Source organism: Candidatus Similichlamydia laticola (assembly GCF_003339615.1).
Taxonomy (GTDB): domain Bacteria; phylum Chlamydiota; class Chlamydiia; order Chlamydiales; family Parilichlamydiaceae; genus Similichlamydia; species Similichlamydia laticola.
In genome coordinates, this window is record NZ_QQBG01000021.1 from 1 (window position 1) to 15,904 (window position 15,904).

Consider the following 15,904-nt stretch of genomic DNA (forward strand, 5'->3'; position numbering starts at 1 on the left):
GGAGCAACCCTGAGTATAAAAAGAACACATCCGCTACAGATTGTCCATCCTGCCTGATATAAAAAAGGTTCTCCAGGGAGTGGATTGCCGAGTAGGCGTGCGAGCAAATCTGCTGCTATGATGCTGTATTCTGTAATGGGTCCTAGACAAAGGAGAAAGAGGGGCACATTTTGGATTGCTTGACTTGACGGGCAGAAAAAGTCCGCTCTTAATCCACCTAAAAGGTCAAAGCGACAGTAAGATACGAGGCGAGAGGAGTGAACACGCGTTGGAACGGCATTAACCAACAAGTGTATGCTTTTCAGCAAGTTTTCTTTTGTCTCATGGGTGTTTCCGATACAAATGACTTCTAAAGGGGAAAGGGCCCAATCTCTTTGGAAAAGTTGTATGTCTTTGCATGTGAGTTGCTGACTATACGAAGCATAAAAATGTCGAATAGGAAGTGGAAGATCATACTCATGAAATTCCATAGTTCGGTGTGGAATGCTTGTAGCACGTAGGAAAATAGCTTCGGCTTCCCTTTCTACGGAAAGGGTGCTCCATGTCGTTTCAATCCAAGATTGTTCCTTCTGTTTTTGATGTTCTATTTCTTCTTTCGAAAAAACGTTATATTTTATTTGGGAATAGAACTGTTGCATAGGTTGCAAGGTTTCTTCGAGACAAGAGCATTTTATTTCTAAGTAAGGTCCAGCAGAAGTCAATCCTATTGATCCTACAAGTGCCCATCCATTGGAATACCAACTTTGAGTACGAATGATCTCTAAGAACATTCTAGAAAATACTATCCATTTTTCGTCGCACCCGTAGCGCGGAAAGTATTGCATTCTGGAAATAGAGCGAACAAGGGCTGTTGACTTCTCGCTCGAGTAGCTCAGATAACGTAAGCGAATCCCGAAGAGCTGCAGCAAGTAGAGAGTGGGCTCTTGTTTACCATCGAGCGTGTAAGTCGATTCAGTGTAGAAAACGCCTCCTTCCTGAAAGGGAAGACGATTAGCTTCTACGGTCGTAGTCAACAACAGAAGAAGCGGTACTAACCCTTTAAAAAAGGGAGATACGCTTCTTCTTTGTCGTATTGTTTGGTCAAACACAAGACACAATTCGTCCGTTTGATGGCCTATGCTCTGTGTTGTTGGAAAAGCCAAATATCAAAATAACGTGTAGACAGAGAACACCTCTCTTGCAGTAAATCATACACCTCTTGACTGACGGTCTCAGAGGATTGTCCAGCTAAAATGCGCCTTCCTAATCTTCCTAGTTGATAAAATGCATCTTCACAGCCATACGTATCTGTCAACCAGTCCCACGTTGCGGATAAGTCAAATAACCCGGAAAAGCCCCAGATATGCAAGTCCTTGTTTCTTTGGTTTTCTCCTAATGATCTAGACCAATCATTTGAGAGATTATCTCTAATATCGTCCAGAGTGAGTTGTTCTTTGAAGGTCTCTAAAGATTCTCGAGCTAACTCAAGGCTGTTCATGTGCTGTTCTTCGGGTGGCCTTGTCCTTTGTATCCGAATCATCACAAGAGCACATCCACCACAAGGAGCCCAAAAAGCGTCATAGGATGTGCTTTGCCCTGTGAAGAGAGGGGAAGATTCCACGTAACTTTCGAACTGTGTGCACAATAGGTCAGCGGCAATGAGGCTGGTTGCATTCAGTTGCCCGAGATTAATAGTGAGAATAGGAATAGATTGGTCAGAGTAGCTTTTTGTACAGGGGACAACGTAGGATCTCCCGGTTGTCGTAAATCCAGCTCTTGAGTCAGATAAAACATGATTTTCTACAGTCGTTGGACGAGCGAACATGCTGAAAGCGTTCCATATTTGACTGTCTTCTTCGGGAAAATTGCTACAAAATAGTACCTCTACAGGGGCCTGTTGCCATTCGGCCAATTCGTCTTCAAACTCAAGTAGAGAGGAGAATGTGGGCACGTAAAGATCATCGATACCATAGCAAGGAATTCCTCTCATTTCGGGCAAGATCTCTTGTTTCTCAAGGCCAAAGTTTTTTGGGGATGCGTTTAGTCTGGAGAGCGCCCGAAGAGAGACTTCTTCTGGTGTGTTCCAAAGCACCCTTCTTGCTTGCCTCATAATTTGTGTCGTTACGGCGCTAAGCTCAGAGGGAGAAAAGGATGCCGTTCTGATGCCCTCGAGAAGTGGGGCAAATTGCGTATGAAGAAGTTCAAGGCTTTCATGATAGCCATCAAAGGCAGGTCACGAAGTTGTCAAAATAGCTTTACTGTTTACATTCTCCGGTCTTGACCACCATTCTGTTGACCAGCTTTGGGCTAGGAGCATCTTCATCAACGTGCTATAAAGGGTGACGTACCTGTAGTGCGCACCCGCCCGGAGGCTGTGGTTAACTTTAAAGATAACCCTTGCAGCTTTTTTAGCTAATCTAGAATTGGCTTGTAGGAAGCGAATCGTCAGACCGCTTGAGCGAAGGACACGGACGATGTCGCAATACCCCGTTGGTGTAAGCATGGAGTCACTAGTTGTGTAGGTTTCTACTTGTTCTTCTCCAGGTTGGATTGGTTCTGTAGTTGCCCAAGCGACCAATGAACAGTGTAGGCAGAATGTCAAAAAACATACACCCTTTGTGAGATACGTTGCGACTCGCATGATTCACCTCGATAGCTTTGATTTCGGCATATCTAGAGTTTGATTTGTTGACAAGTGGAGCAAATCCCCATCAGGAGGAACCTGAAGATTCACGTAGCAGCGGACTCCCCAGTGCTCAAAAATCTCTTGCTATGGTGGAGTCGTGCTTGGGTATTTGCCTTATAGGTCCAAGACTCTGGAGGTGTTAAGCTGAGTCTTCTTTTTGGAAAATCCAAAAGTCGAAAAGGTGTTCTGTTGCTAAGAAGCTCTTTTGAATGATGTTATGGACGTCTCTATACAATTCCGTGGCTGCTGTTCCTGTTGGAGGATTTGTGGAGAGGCGTTTGAGATCATAAAATGAACTTTCTACTCCGAATATTTCAATCCACCACTCTAGAAAAGTGAGGATTCCTTGGCCCCCCGGAATCCATCGCCAAAGATCTCTGACAGATTGGTTAGTGCCTAAGGAGTTGGTCCAATTTGACAAAAGATTATTTGATATTTCTTGCAAGGAGAAATTGGTCCGGAAGTGATCGAAAGCTGTTCGTAGCATACCTAATCGATTTATCTGGTTTGAGAGTCTTGCTGGAGAACTACTTGCCAAACCGATCATGACAATGGCACACCCTCCTCGAGGTGACCATTCGCAGCGGTAGGTCACTCCTGAGTTTTGCAGGCTGCCTGTTGCATTGGCATAGGTGGCGAATTGTGTACAGACAAGATCAGCTGCGATGAGACTTGCATTAGATAGTGGTCCCAGGTTGATGACCAAAATAGGAGCCATGTCTCCACTGTTTCCCCCTTGACAAGGGATGACTGTTTCCATTCCCTGGGTTGTATAGCCAAGTGTATTGGCAATCATTTTATGATTAGACCATGGGAAGTGTCTAATAAGCGTTCTGTGATAGTCATAGATACAATTAGAGGCCGTGAGATCGACTGTGCACATAAGAGCGAGTTCAATTGGGCAAATGCGTATATCTGCCATGTAAGCTTGACACATATCCAAGGTAACAGAGTCAATAAAAAGGCTCACTATTCCTTGAAAGGGGATCTCCTTAGGATCGGCTATTAGGCTTGAGTATTGCACGTTATCTTGATGGAAGTGAACCCTACTGGGATTCCCAGAAAATTTGTTTAACACACCGGTTACAAGTTGGTCTGGCGATTGGAGCAGACTTGTAACAGAAGCATTGCGAAAGTAAGCTGCTACGGCCGTTAATTCTGCCTGAGAGACCGTTGTGCTCTCTAAGCTTTCTGAAAAGCTAGCGTGTTCATTTGCTAGCGTAATAGTGCTCGCTGAAGACTTAATTATAGCGAGTCCAGCAGAGGTTTGAAAAATTCTGAAACCAAGATCACCACTTATAAAAGAAGCAATCCAGCTTTGCCGTTCGATGATTTTATTGGTTACAATGGCTGATAATATCTTTTGGAAGGAACTTCCTGCTCTAAGAGAGAACTTTGTTTTGAATATTGTGATAAGGCGTTTCAATGAGGAGGGATATGTGGGCGAGTGGACCAGACTCATTCGCATGCCAATCGTATACGCAGGGCGAATTAAACGAACTACATTGGTATGGTCTACTTGTTTCGTCTCTTCTGTAAAGGCTACACCCTCTCGTATAGAGGGGGCGGTGATGGATCGTAATAGGTGATAGCTGGTTTGTGATTCGCTCACGATAAAGAAAAAACAAAAAAGAAAGCAGATACATCTTTTCAAAAACACTCTCCTTGAATTCAAAATTCTTTCAGAGCTTTGATTGTCTTGAGAACCTAATTTTTAGAGTTTTAATTCGTGTCGAGTAGGAGGACGATCCTAGGTGTTAGAGCTAGTCTAGTTATATTGAATAGCTAGGGTCTGATTTGTTGACAAGTTCATCTAATTCTATGGCTATTACTTAGAGCTTTCTAGGAAGAAAGCTAGACTAATTATTTTAATGCACTAAATCTTCATTTAATCGGACAGGAAATGCCAAATCTCAAAGTTTCTGAGTGAAGGTAAAAAGGCGTTTTTAATGGTCTCATAAATATCTTGGTATAAATTTTGCGGGACGGATCCTGCATTAATTTCTGTGGCCAATACATTCAGGCTATCAAATGCAGACTCAACACCAAACATTTCTAGCCACCACTCAATTATTTTTCCATAAGTTGATATCGTTGAGGCCGTAGTCCAGGCCCATAGGTTTCTAATCTCCTGGTTTGCTCCCAAAGAGTTACTCCAATTAGAGAGTAAATTATTAGAGATCTCTTGAAGAGTAAAGTTCCTGACAAACTGCTGAGAGGATAACCGAAGAATACCCAGATGATTAATCCCTGAAATAGTTGTGGGCACTCCACTGCCTAAACGGATCATGACAACAGCACACCCTCCACAAGGAGCCCAATAGAGCTGATAGGGAATAGCTTGGTTAAAGGTACTTCTTATGTTCGCGTAGATGCTAAATTTTGTGAGAACAAGATCAGCAGCAATAAGCGTGATTGGGGACAAGGGGCCTAGATTGATTGTGAGAAGAGGACAAATATCACCTGCTGTTCCACCTGAGCACCGAATGATTGTCTCATGTCCAGTAGTCGTGAAACCTACGTTTTTTCCGTTAGTTACGTAATCCGTTTTAGGAAGTTGTATTTCCCATAATGGTTTGATAGCGTCTATGATTGACTGATCGGAATGACGCACGTCATCCACTATAAGGCATTCTATTGGGGCCCTTTCCCAGTCTGAAAGAGCCTGTTCACAGGCTTGTGTCGTGAGTTCATTAATGTAAATAGAACTAATTCCTTGGTGAGGGATCCCCCTTATTTCTCCTAGAGAATGAGCTGGTGCCAAGTTTACTGTATCAGGCAAGGAAACAAGCCCCAATATGGTTGCATCTGCTACAGAGCTAGGCGTGTTGCTCAGAGAAGAGTTCGCATTGGAAAATTGGGTTTTTATTGCCGACAACTCGGTACTCGAGATTGTTGCTGTTTTTAAACCTGCTGATATGCTTTTTACAAGATCACTGATCGAAGATAGAGAGGTGAACATGGAGTGAAAGCCAGGGCCACCTGTAGACATAAATATCTTGCTGTAAATTGCAGAGGACCAAATGTTGGCTAGCCACGTTTGGTTTAAAATGATCCTTGTAACAACACAAGAGAGAAGAATATTTTTATAACTGGAACGGGCTCTGAGAGAATAATTTGTTTTGTAGATAAATCTCACTCCAATATGTGACATGTTCGCATATGCAAAGAGAAAGACTACTCGTATACCTGCTACTTCAACAATGCGTGCTTCTCTAAAGATTCCAGACCTCTTAACAAACCTTGTTTCTGCTATATATGCAGTGTTGTTATAAGTCTGTATACTTTGTGCTGATCGAAATATAATTGAATGAGATGTGCCTGTACAGATTGTGAGAAGAAAAAAAATCCATTTATGTATGTGCAAGTCTGTTACACTCCTCTGAATAACCAAATATCAAACCGACGGCAATCTTCCGAAAAAGAATCTTGGATGATATCGTAGATATCTTGATCCAATGTATGAAGCATTCCTTCTTTGTTTATCTCATAAGCTAACAGAGTAAGGTCGTAAAAAACGTGTTCGAAACCGTACATATCAACCATCCACTCCATATAACCTTCAATTCTATTAGGACTAGCTTCTGTCCACTGGTCGAGGTCTCTGATTTTTTGGTGAATGCCTAAGGATTCGGACCAAGATGAGAGTAAGTTATTTGCAATATCAGATTTTGACATATTCTTCTTGAAACACTGAAAAGCGTTCTGGATGATTCCGAGATGATTGACGCGATTACCGCTTGTCATATGAGGAGCATCTGCAAGTTGAATCATAACAAGGGCACATCCCCCGCAGGGCCCCCAAACACAATCATAGGTAGGTCGAGATTCAGAGGCTTCGTCATTGGGATGTGCGTAGAGATCAAATTGTGTGCAGATGATATCTGCTGCTATGAGGCTAATTGGGGATAACTTCCCTAAATTGACGGCAAGAACAGGGACCATTTCGGTGAGAGATCCTCCGTAACAACTAATTAAAGTTGTCGTTCCCTTCGTTGTAAATCCAGATTGTGACTGTGCAAGTTTATAACGAGTATCTGGTCTTATATTTTCCCAAACGGGTTTAAGCGCATCAATGAGGTCTCCAGCGGTAGGTTCTGTCCGGTCCATGAAAAAGATTTCTAAAGGGGCCTGTAGGCAATCTTGTATGATTTCGCTACATTCTTTCAGGGAAACGTTATTGGCGTACCTTTTGTTAAAAGCTTGAGAGGGAATACCACGGATTTCTGGGAATGCATGTGCTTGTAAAAGATTAGCTGTAGAAGGTGTTTCTATGAAACGATGGAGCATCCTCTCGGCTACGTATTGTGGAGTTCTGTGCATAGTCTTTTCAGCATGGGTCATGAAGCTGTTTTTCATTTTGTTTAATTCTGCTTGAGAGAGAGTCGCTGTTTTTAGACCAGTCATGATGGGCATAATTTGGTAGTGCAAATCAGAAGTTTGGACGCTGCTTCCATCAAATCCTGGTCCAGATACAGTCATAATTGATTTAGCAGAAGCTCCTAAGGCCCAAGGTTGAACCCAACTCTGTTGCATTAACATCTTCATTGTTATGGAACAAATAGTTGTATACTTGTAGTCAGCTTCTGCTCTCAAGCAATAGTTTGTTTTAAAGAGAATTCGAAAAACTTTGCGTCCCATTCTTCCATTGAATTGAATCGTATGAAACCGAATGCCAGGAAATTTAATTGTTCTAATTTTGTTGTAATATTTGTGAGCATTTTCAGTGATAAATTTCGTTTCTGTTGTGTACGGGATGTTGCCATAAAACAGGATAGTGTTCCTCTTTAGGGGAATTGTGTGTTTTGCTTGACAGAGAGGCAAAACAGAAGGAAGGAGGAAAAGGCTCAGATATTTATTCTTTTTCATTTCGTCAGTCCTTCGTTTTTTAGTTAACACTTATTCAACATGTTGGGATCCAATGAAGTTCCAAATATCGAATCGTTTCTTGCCTGTGATTAAGGAAGATTTGATCAGGTAGAACACTTCTTGATAAAGAGTCCCGTTAACTTGGTCAGAGCGTAAAGACTCCTGTTCAAGAGTGGAAAGTTTTGCAAAGACTGACTCTTTTTCGAAAAGAGTGGTGATCCAATCTATATAGCGCTCGGCTGGATTTCGATTGAGGTTTTGGCCCCATGTTTCAAAGTTGCGTCTTTCTTCTCTTTCTCCAAGAAATGTTCTCCAGTTTTCTGGTAAGGCACCCTCGAGATAGTGAGAAAGGAACAGCGAATCAAACTGTTCTGCAGTTCTCTGCAGAAGCATTAATCTGTTTGTTCCATCTTCTAGTCTGTGAATGGAGGGGGCGTGTCGTACTTTTATCATTACGATAGTACAACCTGCACAAGGTGCCCAATCACAATCAAAAAATAAGTTGGGTATCGCATTGTAATTAGAAAGATGAGCACCGATAAATTCGGCAGCGACCAAACTTTTAGGACTCAAAGGACCTAGGTTAATGACGAGTAAGGGAACCATTTCCAATGTAGATCCAGAGCAAGAGAAATGGACACATGTTCCATTTGTAGGAAAAGATGTTTTGGGAAAGGAAAGAGGAGCGTCTGTTCGGGGCAATTGCGTTTCCCAAAGGGTTATAAATGCATCAAGAATATCTTCGACGGAATGTGAATCATCTTTTGTTACAAGGAAAATCTCAAATGGAGCCCTTGACCAATCTTGTATGACTTCGTCTACTTCTTCTGTTGTCATGCTCGGTAAATGGAGTTGATTGAGAGCATGATAGGGGATCCCTCTGACATTGGCCTCCTCATCTTGGTCTAATCTAGCCAAGGTGGGGTTAGCCATAAAACAGTCAAAAATATGGCAGGCTATGACGTTAGGAGTAGATTGCATCGTGAGATTAGCTTCGTCCAGTAGGGTTTGCTTGGCCGTGTTGACTTCTTCGCTTTGTATGGAGGCTTCCTTCAAAGAAGTAAAAAAACCACAGAGTTGGTCGTGAAGACCGTCCAGTCTTGAGTGCTGTGCGTCTAATCCGATACCGCTTGCAGTAAGCACAAGATGCGGTTTTTGTTTATCGGCCCACCATTGGGTTAGCCAGCTCTGTCTGATAATGCATTTTGTGGTCAAAGCTAATAAAGCTGTCCCTCTTAAGTTGTTACTGGCTCTGAGACATTGTGAAACTTTAGCTAATATCCGTGCAGTGTAAAAGGGAAGGAGGCCTGGTTTGAGCGCAATCGAACGAATACGCATACCCGGTATAGAAATGACATGAGTTGTTGGTAAGAAAGCTGAATAGTTGACTTGTTCGCTTCGTAAGGCATAGGCACACCGACGATGTCTTAGCAATTGGGGAGCAGCCCGATAAGGGCGAAAAACCGATTCTGGAACAGAGGGTAAAAGTAGAAACACAAACAGGCAGAGAATTCGATGTCGGTTCATCATGTCTCCCTCTATTGAGAAAAAATTCTAAAATATTTCTTAAAAAGTTTGTGCTAAGACAGAAATGCAGGCAGATTACTTATGCTGTGGCATTTTCTGAACCATTCTTAGTTTTGGTCCAGATTGCTTAGAGGGGGAAAGAGGCCGCAGGATACTCGTTTGTGCTGCCAAGCCCATTGCCCTATCCGATGCCATCGGAGTGACTCGTTCCGTGTTTTGCTGAGAATCTGGACAAGTGATGCCTTGCATGTCCATGAGAACAAGCTGGTTAATCTGTTCTCGAATATGATCGTCCAATGCATAAGTCAAAGAAGTAAGACAAATAAGCGAAAAAAAAAGAAAAAAACGAGACATAGCTACCTCCATAGGATTGAAGGGGGCATCATTACACTATTCTGGACTAATGATGCAAAATGAAACAAAAAAGGCCTCTGAAATGGAGGCCTTTTTATGTAAGATAAATTTGAAAAATCTTTTACTAAGATCCACTACCAATGAAGTTGTAAACATTGAATAGCCCAGCGTTTGGATTGGTTCCTGTTCTGGATTCAAGTAAGGCAGCTCCAATACGATCAGCCACGTCATCAGCGAAATCATCTTTATCTGTTTGTGTTGTGGAGGCCGATGCTTTGGTGATGGCAGCTTTAGTGCTTTGTTCCGCTCCCATCATGCAGGTGAACCAATCCAGATAGCCATCCTGGTTCGAGGCCAAACCGTCGTTTCCTCCAGGTCTTCTATCAGCTTGTTGACTTCCCACCGCTGCAACCCAATCAGAAAAGAGCTTCGATCTCATAGTTGCTTGGTTGCTATAGGTTGTCTTAGCGTTGGCGGCTGTATCGAGTAAAGCACCATAACGGTTTTTTCCGGTCAGAAACGTTGGACCACCGTCCTTCAGTTGAACACAAAAGAGTGCCCGGCCTCCGATGACGTTCCACTTCGTTTCAAAGACTGCTCCAGCGAGGTTTTGAGCCGCATCCGAGAATTTCATTTTGAGAACAGCAGCAGCGGCTAGACCGATTGCATCTGCTGGTCCGCAGTCAAAGACCCCAACTGGAACCATCTCTGTGTTGGATCCGTTCGTTGTTGCGATATCACCACGGATACTATTGCAGGCACTTCCTGCCAAGTTTTGATTAATACCCGGTGTGCTCTCTAAAATAGCTCTGGAAAGCAGGTTGATAAGAAAGCCGGCCATGTCAGCTGGCGTGTAGTTTCCAATGGCAACGAAGTGCCCTGCGCAATCATTTTGCCATTTGTCTAAGGCTGACTGACCTAGACTCGCAGTTAAGTTGGCTTGGGTCAAGTGGAGAAAATATTCAGGGCAACCGATGATAGGGATGGGTGTTGTTTGGGTAGTAGAGAAGGCGACAAACTTATCCATGCCAAAAGCAGTAAAAAAGGCTTGTGCAGCAGCAGGGGGCTGAAGAGACCCGGTGCCCGCCCTTCCCTGGGTGCTCATCAAAGCGTAATGGGTCGTGAAGTCTCCATCAGCGATAGTAGCATTTCGAAGGCTAGTGAAGAACTCTCCCAAATGTGTACAAGCAGTTGCTTCGTCCCCAGTGCCCATGTTGATGTCGAGGACTGGTCCCCCAGCACAAGTTCCAAGCCTGGCTGTCCCTCCATCTCCTGTGACTCCTGTTAGCCAGGTGGAAAACCACGATTGTTTCCCAATGATGAAGACGGTCGCTGTAACAGCTGCATGGCTAACGGCACTGCGGTTGACGCGTACAGAAAACGGGTGCTTCTGAATTAATCGAAGTCTGAAACTAGCTGTTAAAGCCGTTGAAGTTGTTTTGACCAGTGCTCCCTTTAACCCCACCATTTGGATAAAGTATAGGTCGCTCACGTTTGCGAGGTCGTGTCCAATTGTGGCTGAACTGTAAACGACAGTGCCGACTTGCTGTACAGCTGGAACAGCTCGAAGCAGTGGAGACTGGGTACAAAAGCTAATGGAAGACGAGAAGAGAAAGAAAGAAAATATCTTTCCCAATCTTCTTCGTGTATCGGGCAAATAAGTCACAGGCGACCTCCTTGAGTTTTGCAAAGCAAATTGGCTTGCAGGACTTGGCAAGTTTGAAGATCACATAATCGAGCAATTTTATTTCGGTCCAGTAAGATCTATAGGTAGAGGTATAAGAACAGCTTGCACCGAACTAGCTTCCATGCCCACTAGAGACAAGGGAAAAGCACGAGGATCATAATCTCCACTCGGAACTTTGAATAGTACTAAATCTCCCAGGACAAGTGGAAAAGCGTCGAATGCCTTCTTTTTTTGCCAACATAGAAAATTTCTTAGAAATTTTTCTCGGCATGAAGCCGCGACTTGTCGTGTATCGATTAAAATTCATGAAATTCGCCCATCTTGTCAAAGTGGGCAAGTACATATCGATTGGCGGAAAATAGAGAGAGCCTAAAAATTGGCTTGTTCTCTCCTCATTCAGGTCAAAATCTCCCCGTTCTGTGGGTTGACTAGTACAAAATCGTTGAGATGGAGGGCATCGTCGACCTCGATTTCTAAGTGAATATTTCTTTTTTTTGTTGTTTGAACGAGCGCATTCTTGTCGACTTCTTCCAAATAGTCTTTAACCTCTGGATGGCAGAGTAATTTAAGTGAAGAGCCTTCGTACCAGGACAAAACTCTTTTCAGAGTTCTTTCTATCTCAATGGAAACCGTTTCATTGCTCTTGATACAACTTGCTCCTTGGCAGTAAGGGCAAGGAACAAGCATAGTTTGTGCTAATGACTCCCTCAGCCTCTGTCGAGTCATCTGTACTGTTCCAAATCGACTCATATTCAGAATGGAACACTTTGCTGGGTCAGATTGCATGCATTCTTTCAATCTATCCAAAATTCTTTTCTGATTTGATGGGAGGGTCATGTCGATGAAATCACATATAATAATGCCACCGATGTTGCGTAAGCGCAGCTGACGACTTGCTTCTTCAGCTGCTTCTAGGTTGATCCGGACAAGTGTTTCTTCCAAATTAGGATGGGGGGCCTTGTCAAAGCTTCTGCCTGAGTTAACATCGATGGTATGCATGGCTTCAGTCGTTTCAAAGAAAATGTATCCCCCACTAGGAAGCCAGATCTTTTTTTTCAGTGTTTTTTCAATCTCTCTCTCTACTCCAAAGCGCTCGAACATGGGGATGCGATCTCGATAAAACTCAATTTTAAGAGGCTGTTCTTTACCATATTTGTTCAAAAGACTTTGACAAGTTTGATAAGTACTATACTCATCGGCAAGGATCCTTTGAAAACGCCTTTCTAGGGCGTACAAGACTGTTCTTTTAACGAGATCTAGTCCTCGATAAAGGCAAAGTGTTCGCTTTTGAGACTTAAAAGTAGCGACAATCTTCTCCCATTGTGCGATGAGATCTGCTACTTCCTCTTCTAAGGCTTCTTTGGTAACCGATTTGCTTGCCGTTCTACAAATGATCCCCATTGAGGAGGGGATATTGAGCTCTTTGATGAATCGACTAAGGCGTGCTCGAATATGAGGCTGCGTGATCTTTTTAGAAATACTTCTCTGTTTAGATGTAGGCAACAATGCCACATAGCGACCGGCCAAAGTGATAAAGGAGGTAAGTCTTGCTCCTTTTGCTCGAATAGGTTCTTTAATGACTTGGACAATGATCCATTGTCCCACGCGCAAACCCTGGGTCCCATTTCCACTCTCGGACTCGATCTGAGTGTTCTCCTGCTCAATTTGAAGAATCTTTGTGTTGTTCTCAATCGCGTCAGCCAAATGGATGAAACCATTCTCCTCTTCTCCGATATCAACAAAGGCAGACTGGATATTGTGTAGTAAATTGGTAATGCGTCCTCGATAAATATTTCCTGTTAGGGAGCGCCCGCTCTTTCGTTCAATGATTAGGTTGTGCAACTGTCCATTTTTGAGATGTGCGCAGCGTGTCTCTTTGCACTCTACGTTTAATAAAATTTCTTCCATATATCTGTGATGACTCCATCATTATCTCGAGATACTTGCTGGGGTTCGGCCTTCTTACTGGATCCAAATAACTGCTCCTAGCTGTTATTAAACCATGTTCGTAAACGTGAAGGGGAGACTTTATTTCAAGAATGGGCCCCTCCAGGTCAGTTTAGTAGCTTCTCTGAGAGTTTTTCTATAAAAAATTTAATAACTTTAGAGGAACAAGGAACACGATCTGGTAAAATGGTTCTTCTCATGTTAGAATGGGCGTCCGATTTGGCCCTTTGAACATTTTCGTTTGCTTTCCCTGATTCGCTTTTGGTTGTGTTCTTGACGGTGGTGGGGCCTCATCTGGATGTGGTCTTTGTCTGAGGAGATAGTTCATGGCAGTCCCAAGAAATCGACACTCTAATGCGAGAAAGAATACTCGTAGGGCTCACGATGCCTTAAAACCTGTTCAGTCGAACCAGTGTAGGCAGTGCCAAGCTCTAGTTCCTGGACATATTGTGTGCTCTTCTTGCGGCTTTTACCGCGGAGAGCAACTCTTTGTTCGTAAAGGACCAAAGGGACGCTTGGTTCGAAGGACGAGAACTGTGGAAGGGACCGAGGCGCTCTCTCAGGAAGGCTAGACGTCTAATAGTCGGTTTAAAATTCGTTTTCAACCAGGACATCTTGGACTTTCTTCCAATAGAGGAGAGCAGGTTCCAGCTTGTCGTCCATCATGGTTCGAATGGCCAAGAGTTGAACCGCTGGAATGAAGTTTTCGGCATGAGCGATCGACTCTACCGATCTTTTCGTTGGAGTTGCCATGGCTTTGTGTAAGCGGAGAATTTGCAAGCTGGATGCCTTAAGTTTGTGTGGAATTGGGTAATTCCCTTTGAAAAGAGTATCAAAAGAAGCCTCTACGTCTTTGTTCTCGGAGTCTAAAATAAGGGGAAGGGAGAGGGTTGCAAGGAGAACGCTTCTTGGGATTGTCTTTCCTGGAAATTGTGCAGAAAAACGGTCAATAGCTCTCAGAAGAGAGCCGTTGAGCTCTTTGTGTTTTTTCAGTGTCTTCTCAAGAAGAGGAAAGATATTTTTTAGGAGTCCATATCGGCTCAACAGCTCAAAAAAGGTAAAGGCATGGCCAGACTCTAGTCCTCTCAGGATCTCCTCGAGGACCCGGGCGGTGGAGCTTTTTTCAATTTCTCCAGAACAGCGTTTGATTGCCTGTTTGATTTTGAGAGGAATAGAGAAATTCTCTAACTTGGATTGCAGCTTAAGGATACGGATCATCCGCACAGGGTCTTGCAAAAAGCGTGATTCTGGATCTCCAATGACAGATAGTTTCTTTCGAAAAAGGTCTTTCATTCCACCCGAATAGTCGATAATCTCCCCAGAAGTAGGATGATAAAAAAGGGAGTTGATTGTCAGATCTCTCCGGAGAGCGTCTTCTTCGGGTGTTCCCCACTGATTATCCCGAATGATCAAGGAGTTGGAATCGTTTCCAGCTCGGAAGGTGGACACTTCGAAGATGGCGTGTTGCATTCTGATGTGTGCTAGAGGAAATCTTCTGCCGACAATACGGGAATTGGAACGAAAGAGAGAACGAACTTGGTCAGGCCTTGCAGAAGTAGCAAAGTCGAAATCCTTTGGTTGCGACTGTAAGAGCAGGTCTCGAACGCAGCCACCGACTAAATAGACCAAAAAACCAGCGCTCTCCAGGCGAGAAAAAACACTCATCGCTGCTCTAGGCAAGTGATCAACAGATAGACCGTACGCGGTTGCATTATAAACTTTGTAAGTGGCCCTGTTTTCCATATTTTCTATGTTCGCTTTGCAAAGTAACTAATCATTTGAGTTCAGTTTGATACGAGTAGAAAGATTCTACTTTAGGGGTAGCCATAGTTTCCGAAAGAAATGACATCCTTTATCTTTTTGTCACGACTTGCAATGAAAACTCTAAATGGCCAAGGAATCGATCTACAAAACAAAGTCCCGAAACAAACGACGAAAGACCCTTTGCCAAAAGGGACAAGAGCAAGCGTGCTTGTCACGAAGAATTGCAGCCAGTTTATGAAAATTAGGTTTAGTAGTACAACTTGTTGGGTTGGATTTCATGCAGGGAAGGGTTTTACTTCTTCCGATTATCCGATCCTGATATAAGTTTTACAACGACATCCTTGGGGAGGACCTCATGCGTCTAGGCGAGCAACACTCAAATCAGCGTCATTCTTTTTTGGACAAGGCGGGGACTTTTGCTTCCTATGTCTATGGCTGGGTTGCTGCAGGTTTGGCCATAACAGCTTCGGTCGCATATGGTATGTATGCCACTGGCTTGTACGTCAAGGTCGCCTCTTTGTGGTGGGTTTGGACTGCTGCGACATTGGGGATTAGCTTGTATATTCGTTACAATCTGGAGAGGTTATCTGCCGCTGCTCTTTCTACTTGTTTCGTTGTCTACTCTATTTGTGAGGGTTTCTTCTTCGGGTCAGTCCTCCCTTTGTTTGTTCGTATAGGGTATGGCTCCGCGGTCTGGGTGGCCTTTTGTTCTGCCTCTGCGATGTTCATTGCCTCTGCCTTGTATGGGCGTTATACCCGGTCTGATTTAACTAATTTAGGCGTGTTGCTTTCTTTTGCCTTGATGGGTTTCGTTGGACTGACTTTGTTGTCTGTAGTCTTCTCTTTTTTTGGGAGCGTCTCTTCCTTCCAGCTTATTCTTGCTTACTGTGGCCTAGCTCTTTTCATGGGCTTAACTATGTTCGAAGCTCAGAAGATTCAAGAGTGGAACTCTCGCTTGTCTATGAAGGACGGAGGTGAGGTACATAAGTTGGCATTGATGGCAGCCTTGGGTATGTATGCTAATCTGATTACGATGTTCTGGTACGCTTTGCGTATTCTTTCGCACGATCGAGACAGGTAGAGGAGTTGTT

The 15,904-nt window shown here is 43.6% G+C and carries 12 protein-coding genes and 1 pseudogene; 2 read left to right on the top strand and 11 right to left on the bottom strand.

From position 1 onward, the window contains the following. The 10 genes from HAT2_RS02870 to HAT2_RS02910 all read right to left on the bottom strand — a co-directional run. The coding region (locus HAT2_RS02870; RefSeq protein ID WP_181860337.1) for a hypothetical protein at window positions 1-1,142 on the bottom strand (1,142 nt) is incomplete at its 3' end. Next, on the bottom strand, window positions 1,115-2,089 hold the full coding sequence (locus HAT2_RS02875) for a hypothetical protein (protein WP_147267501.1): 975 nt from the start codon (window positions 2,087-2,089) through the stop codon (window positions 1,115-1,117). The genes HAT2_RS02875 and HAT2_RS02870, both read right to left, overlap by 28 nt. Window positions 2,090-2,212: 123 nt before the next feature. Continuing rightward, window positions 2,213-2,620, bottom strand: a complete 408-nt coding sequence (locus HAT2_RS03760; RefSeq protein WP_147267502.1) for a hypothetical protein — start codon at window positions 2,618-2,620, stop codon at window positions 2,213-2,215. A 184-nt stretch (window positions 2,621-2,804) separates the two neighbouring features. After that, window positions 2,805-4,319 carry a hypothetical protein gene (locus HAT2_RS02880; protein ID WP_147267503.1) on the bottom strand — a complete coding sequence of 505 codons (1,515 nt, stop codon included), beginning with the start codon at window positions 4,317-4,319 and terminating at the stop codon, window positions 2,805-2,807. Between the two features lie 234 nt (window positions 4,320-4,553). Then, complete coding sequence (locus HAT2_RS02885; protein ID WP_147267504.1) at window positions 4,554-5,657, bottom strand: hypothetical protein; 1,104 nt, start codon at window positions 5,655-5,657, stop codon at window positions 4,554-4,556. Between the two features lie 380 nt (window positions 5,658-6,037). Continuing rightward, on the bottom strand, window positions 6,038-7,534 hold the full coding sequence (locus tag HAT2_RS02890) for a hypothetical protein (RefSeq protein ID WP_114544516.1): 1,497 nt from the start codon (window positions 7,532-7,534) through the stop codon (window positions 6,038-6,040). 30 nt (window positions 7,535-7,564) lie between these two features. Next, window positions 7,565-9,064, bottom strand: coding sequence for a hypothetical protein (locus HAT2_RS02895; protein WP_147267505.1), 1,500 nt, complete (start codon window positions 9,062-9,064; stop codon window positions 7,565-7,567). A 72-nt stretch (window positions 9,065-9,136) separates the two neighbouring features. Further along, window positions 9,137-9,415, bottom strand: a complete 279-nt coding sequence (locus HAT2_RS02900) for a hypothetical protein (protein WP_114544518.1) — start codon at window positions 9,413-9,415, stop codon at window positions 9,137-9,139. 124 nt (window positions 9,416-9,539) lie between these two features. Continuing rightward, window positions 9,540-11,081 (bottom strand): hypothetical protein, encoded by a 1,542-nt coding sequence (locus tag HAT2_RS02905; protein ID WP_114544519.1) that lies wholly within the window; start codon window positions 11,079-11,081, stop codon window positions 9,540-9,542. Between the two features lie 417 nt (window positions 11,082-11,498). Continuing rightward, a complete protein-coding gene (locus HAT2_RS02910; protein ID WP_114544520.1) occupies window positions 11,499-13,010 on the bottom strand; it encodes an Rne/Rng family ribonuclease in 1,512 nt (503 codons plus the stop codon). 365 nt (window positions 13,011-13,375) lie between these two features. Here HAT2_RS02910 and rpmF point away from each other — a divergent pair. After that, window positions 13,376-13,531: pseudogene (gene rpmF / locus HAT2_RS04005) on the top strand (50S ribosomal protein L32); the annotation flags it as partial. Between the two features lie 106 nt (window positions 13,532-13,637). On the opposite strand, the gene pcnB reads toward rpmF, so the two are convergent. Beyond that, the gene (gene pcnB / locus HAT2_RS02920; RefSeq protein WP_114544522.1) at window positions 13,638-14,792 is read right to left on the bottom strand and encodes a polynucleotide adenylyltransferase PcnB; all 1,155 of its coding nucleotides are present in this window, start codon (window positions 14,790-14,792) and stop codon (window positions 13,638-13,640) included. A gap of 376 nt (window positions 14,793-15,168) precedes the next feature. On the opposite strand from pcnB, the gene HAT2_RS02930 reads away from it, so the two are divergent. Further along, a complete protein-coding gene (locus HAT2_RS02930; RefSeq protein ID WP_114544524.1) occupies window positions 15,169-15,894 on the top strand; it encodes a Bax inhibitor-1/YccA family protein in 726 nt (241 codons plus the stop codon). Window positions 15,895-15,904 lie beyond the last annotated feature (10 nt).

What these genes read in the sequence shown, in the direction of transcription:
- HAT2_RS02885 (WP_147267504.1), bottom strand. Translation starts at nt 5,657, where the DNA reads ATGTCTACAGGTGGCCCTGGCTTTCACTCCATGTTCACCTCTCTATCT.
- HAT2_RS02930 (WP_114544524.1), top strand. Translation starts at nt 15,169, where the DNA reads ATGCGTCTAGGCGAGCAACACTCAAATCAGCGTCATTCTTTTTTGGAC.
- HAT2_RS02895 (WP_147267505.1), bottom strand. Translation starts at nt 9,064, where the DNA reads ATGATGAACCGACATCGAATTCTCTGCCTGTTTGTGTTTCTACTTTTA.
- HAT2_RS02910 (WP_114544520.1), bottom strand. Translation starts at nt 13,010, where the DNA reads ATGGAAGAAATTTTATTAAACGTAGAGTGCAAAGAGACACGCTGCGCA.
- HAT2_RS02875 (WP_147267501.1), bottom strand. Translation starts at nt 2,089, where the DNA reads ATGAGGCAAGCAAGAAGGGTGCTTTGGAACACACCAGAAGAAGTCTCT.
- HAT2_RS02900 (WP_114544518.1), bottom strand. Translation starts at nt 9,415, where the DNA reads ATGTCTCGTTTTTTTCTTTTTTTTTCGCTTATTTGTCTTACTTCTTTG.
- pcnB (WP_114544522.1), bottom strand. Translation starts at nt 14,792, where the DNA reads ATGGAAAACAGGGCCACTTACAAAGTTTATAATGCAACCGCGTACGGT.
- HAT2_RS02890 (WP_114544516.1), bottom strand. Translation starts at nt 7,534, where the DNA reads ATGAAAAAGAATAAATATCTGAGCCTTTTCCTCCTTCCTTCTGTTTTG.
- HAT2_RS03760 (WP_147267502.1), bottom strand. Translation starts at nt 2,620, where the DNA reads ATGCGAGTCGCAACGTATCTCACAAAGGGTGTATGTTTTTTGACATTC.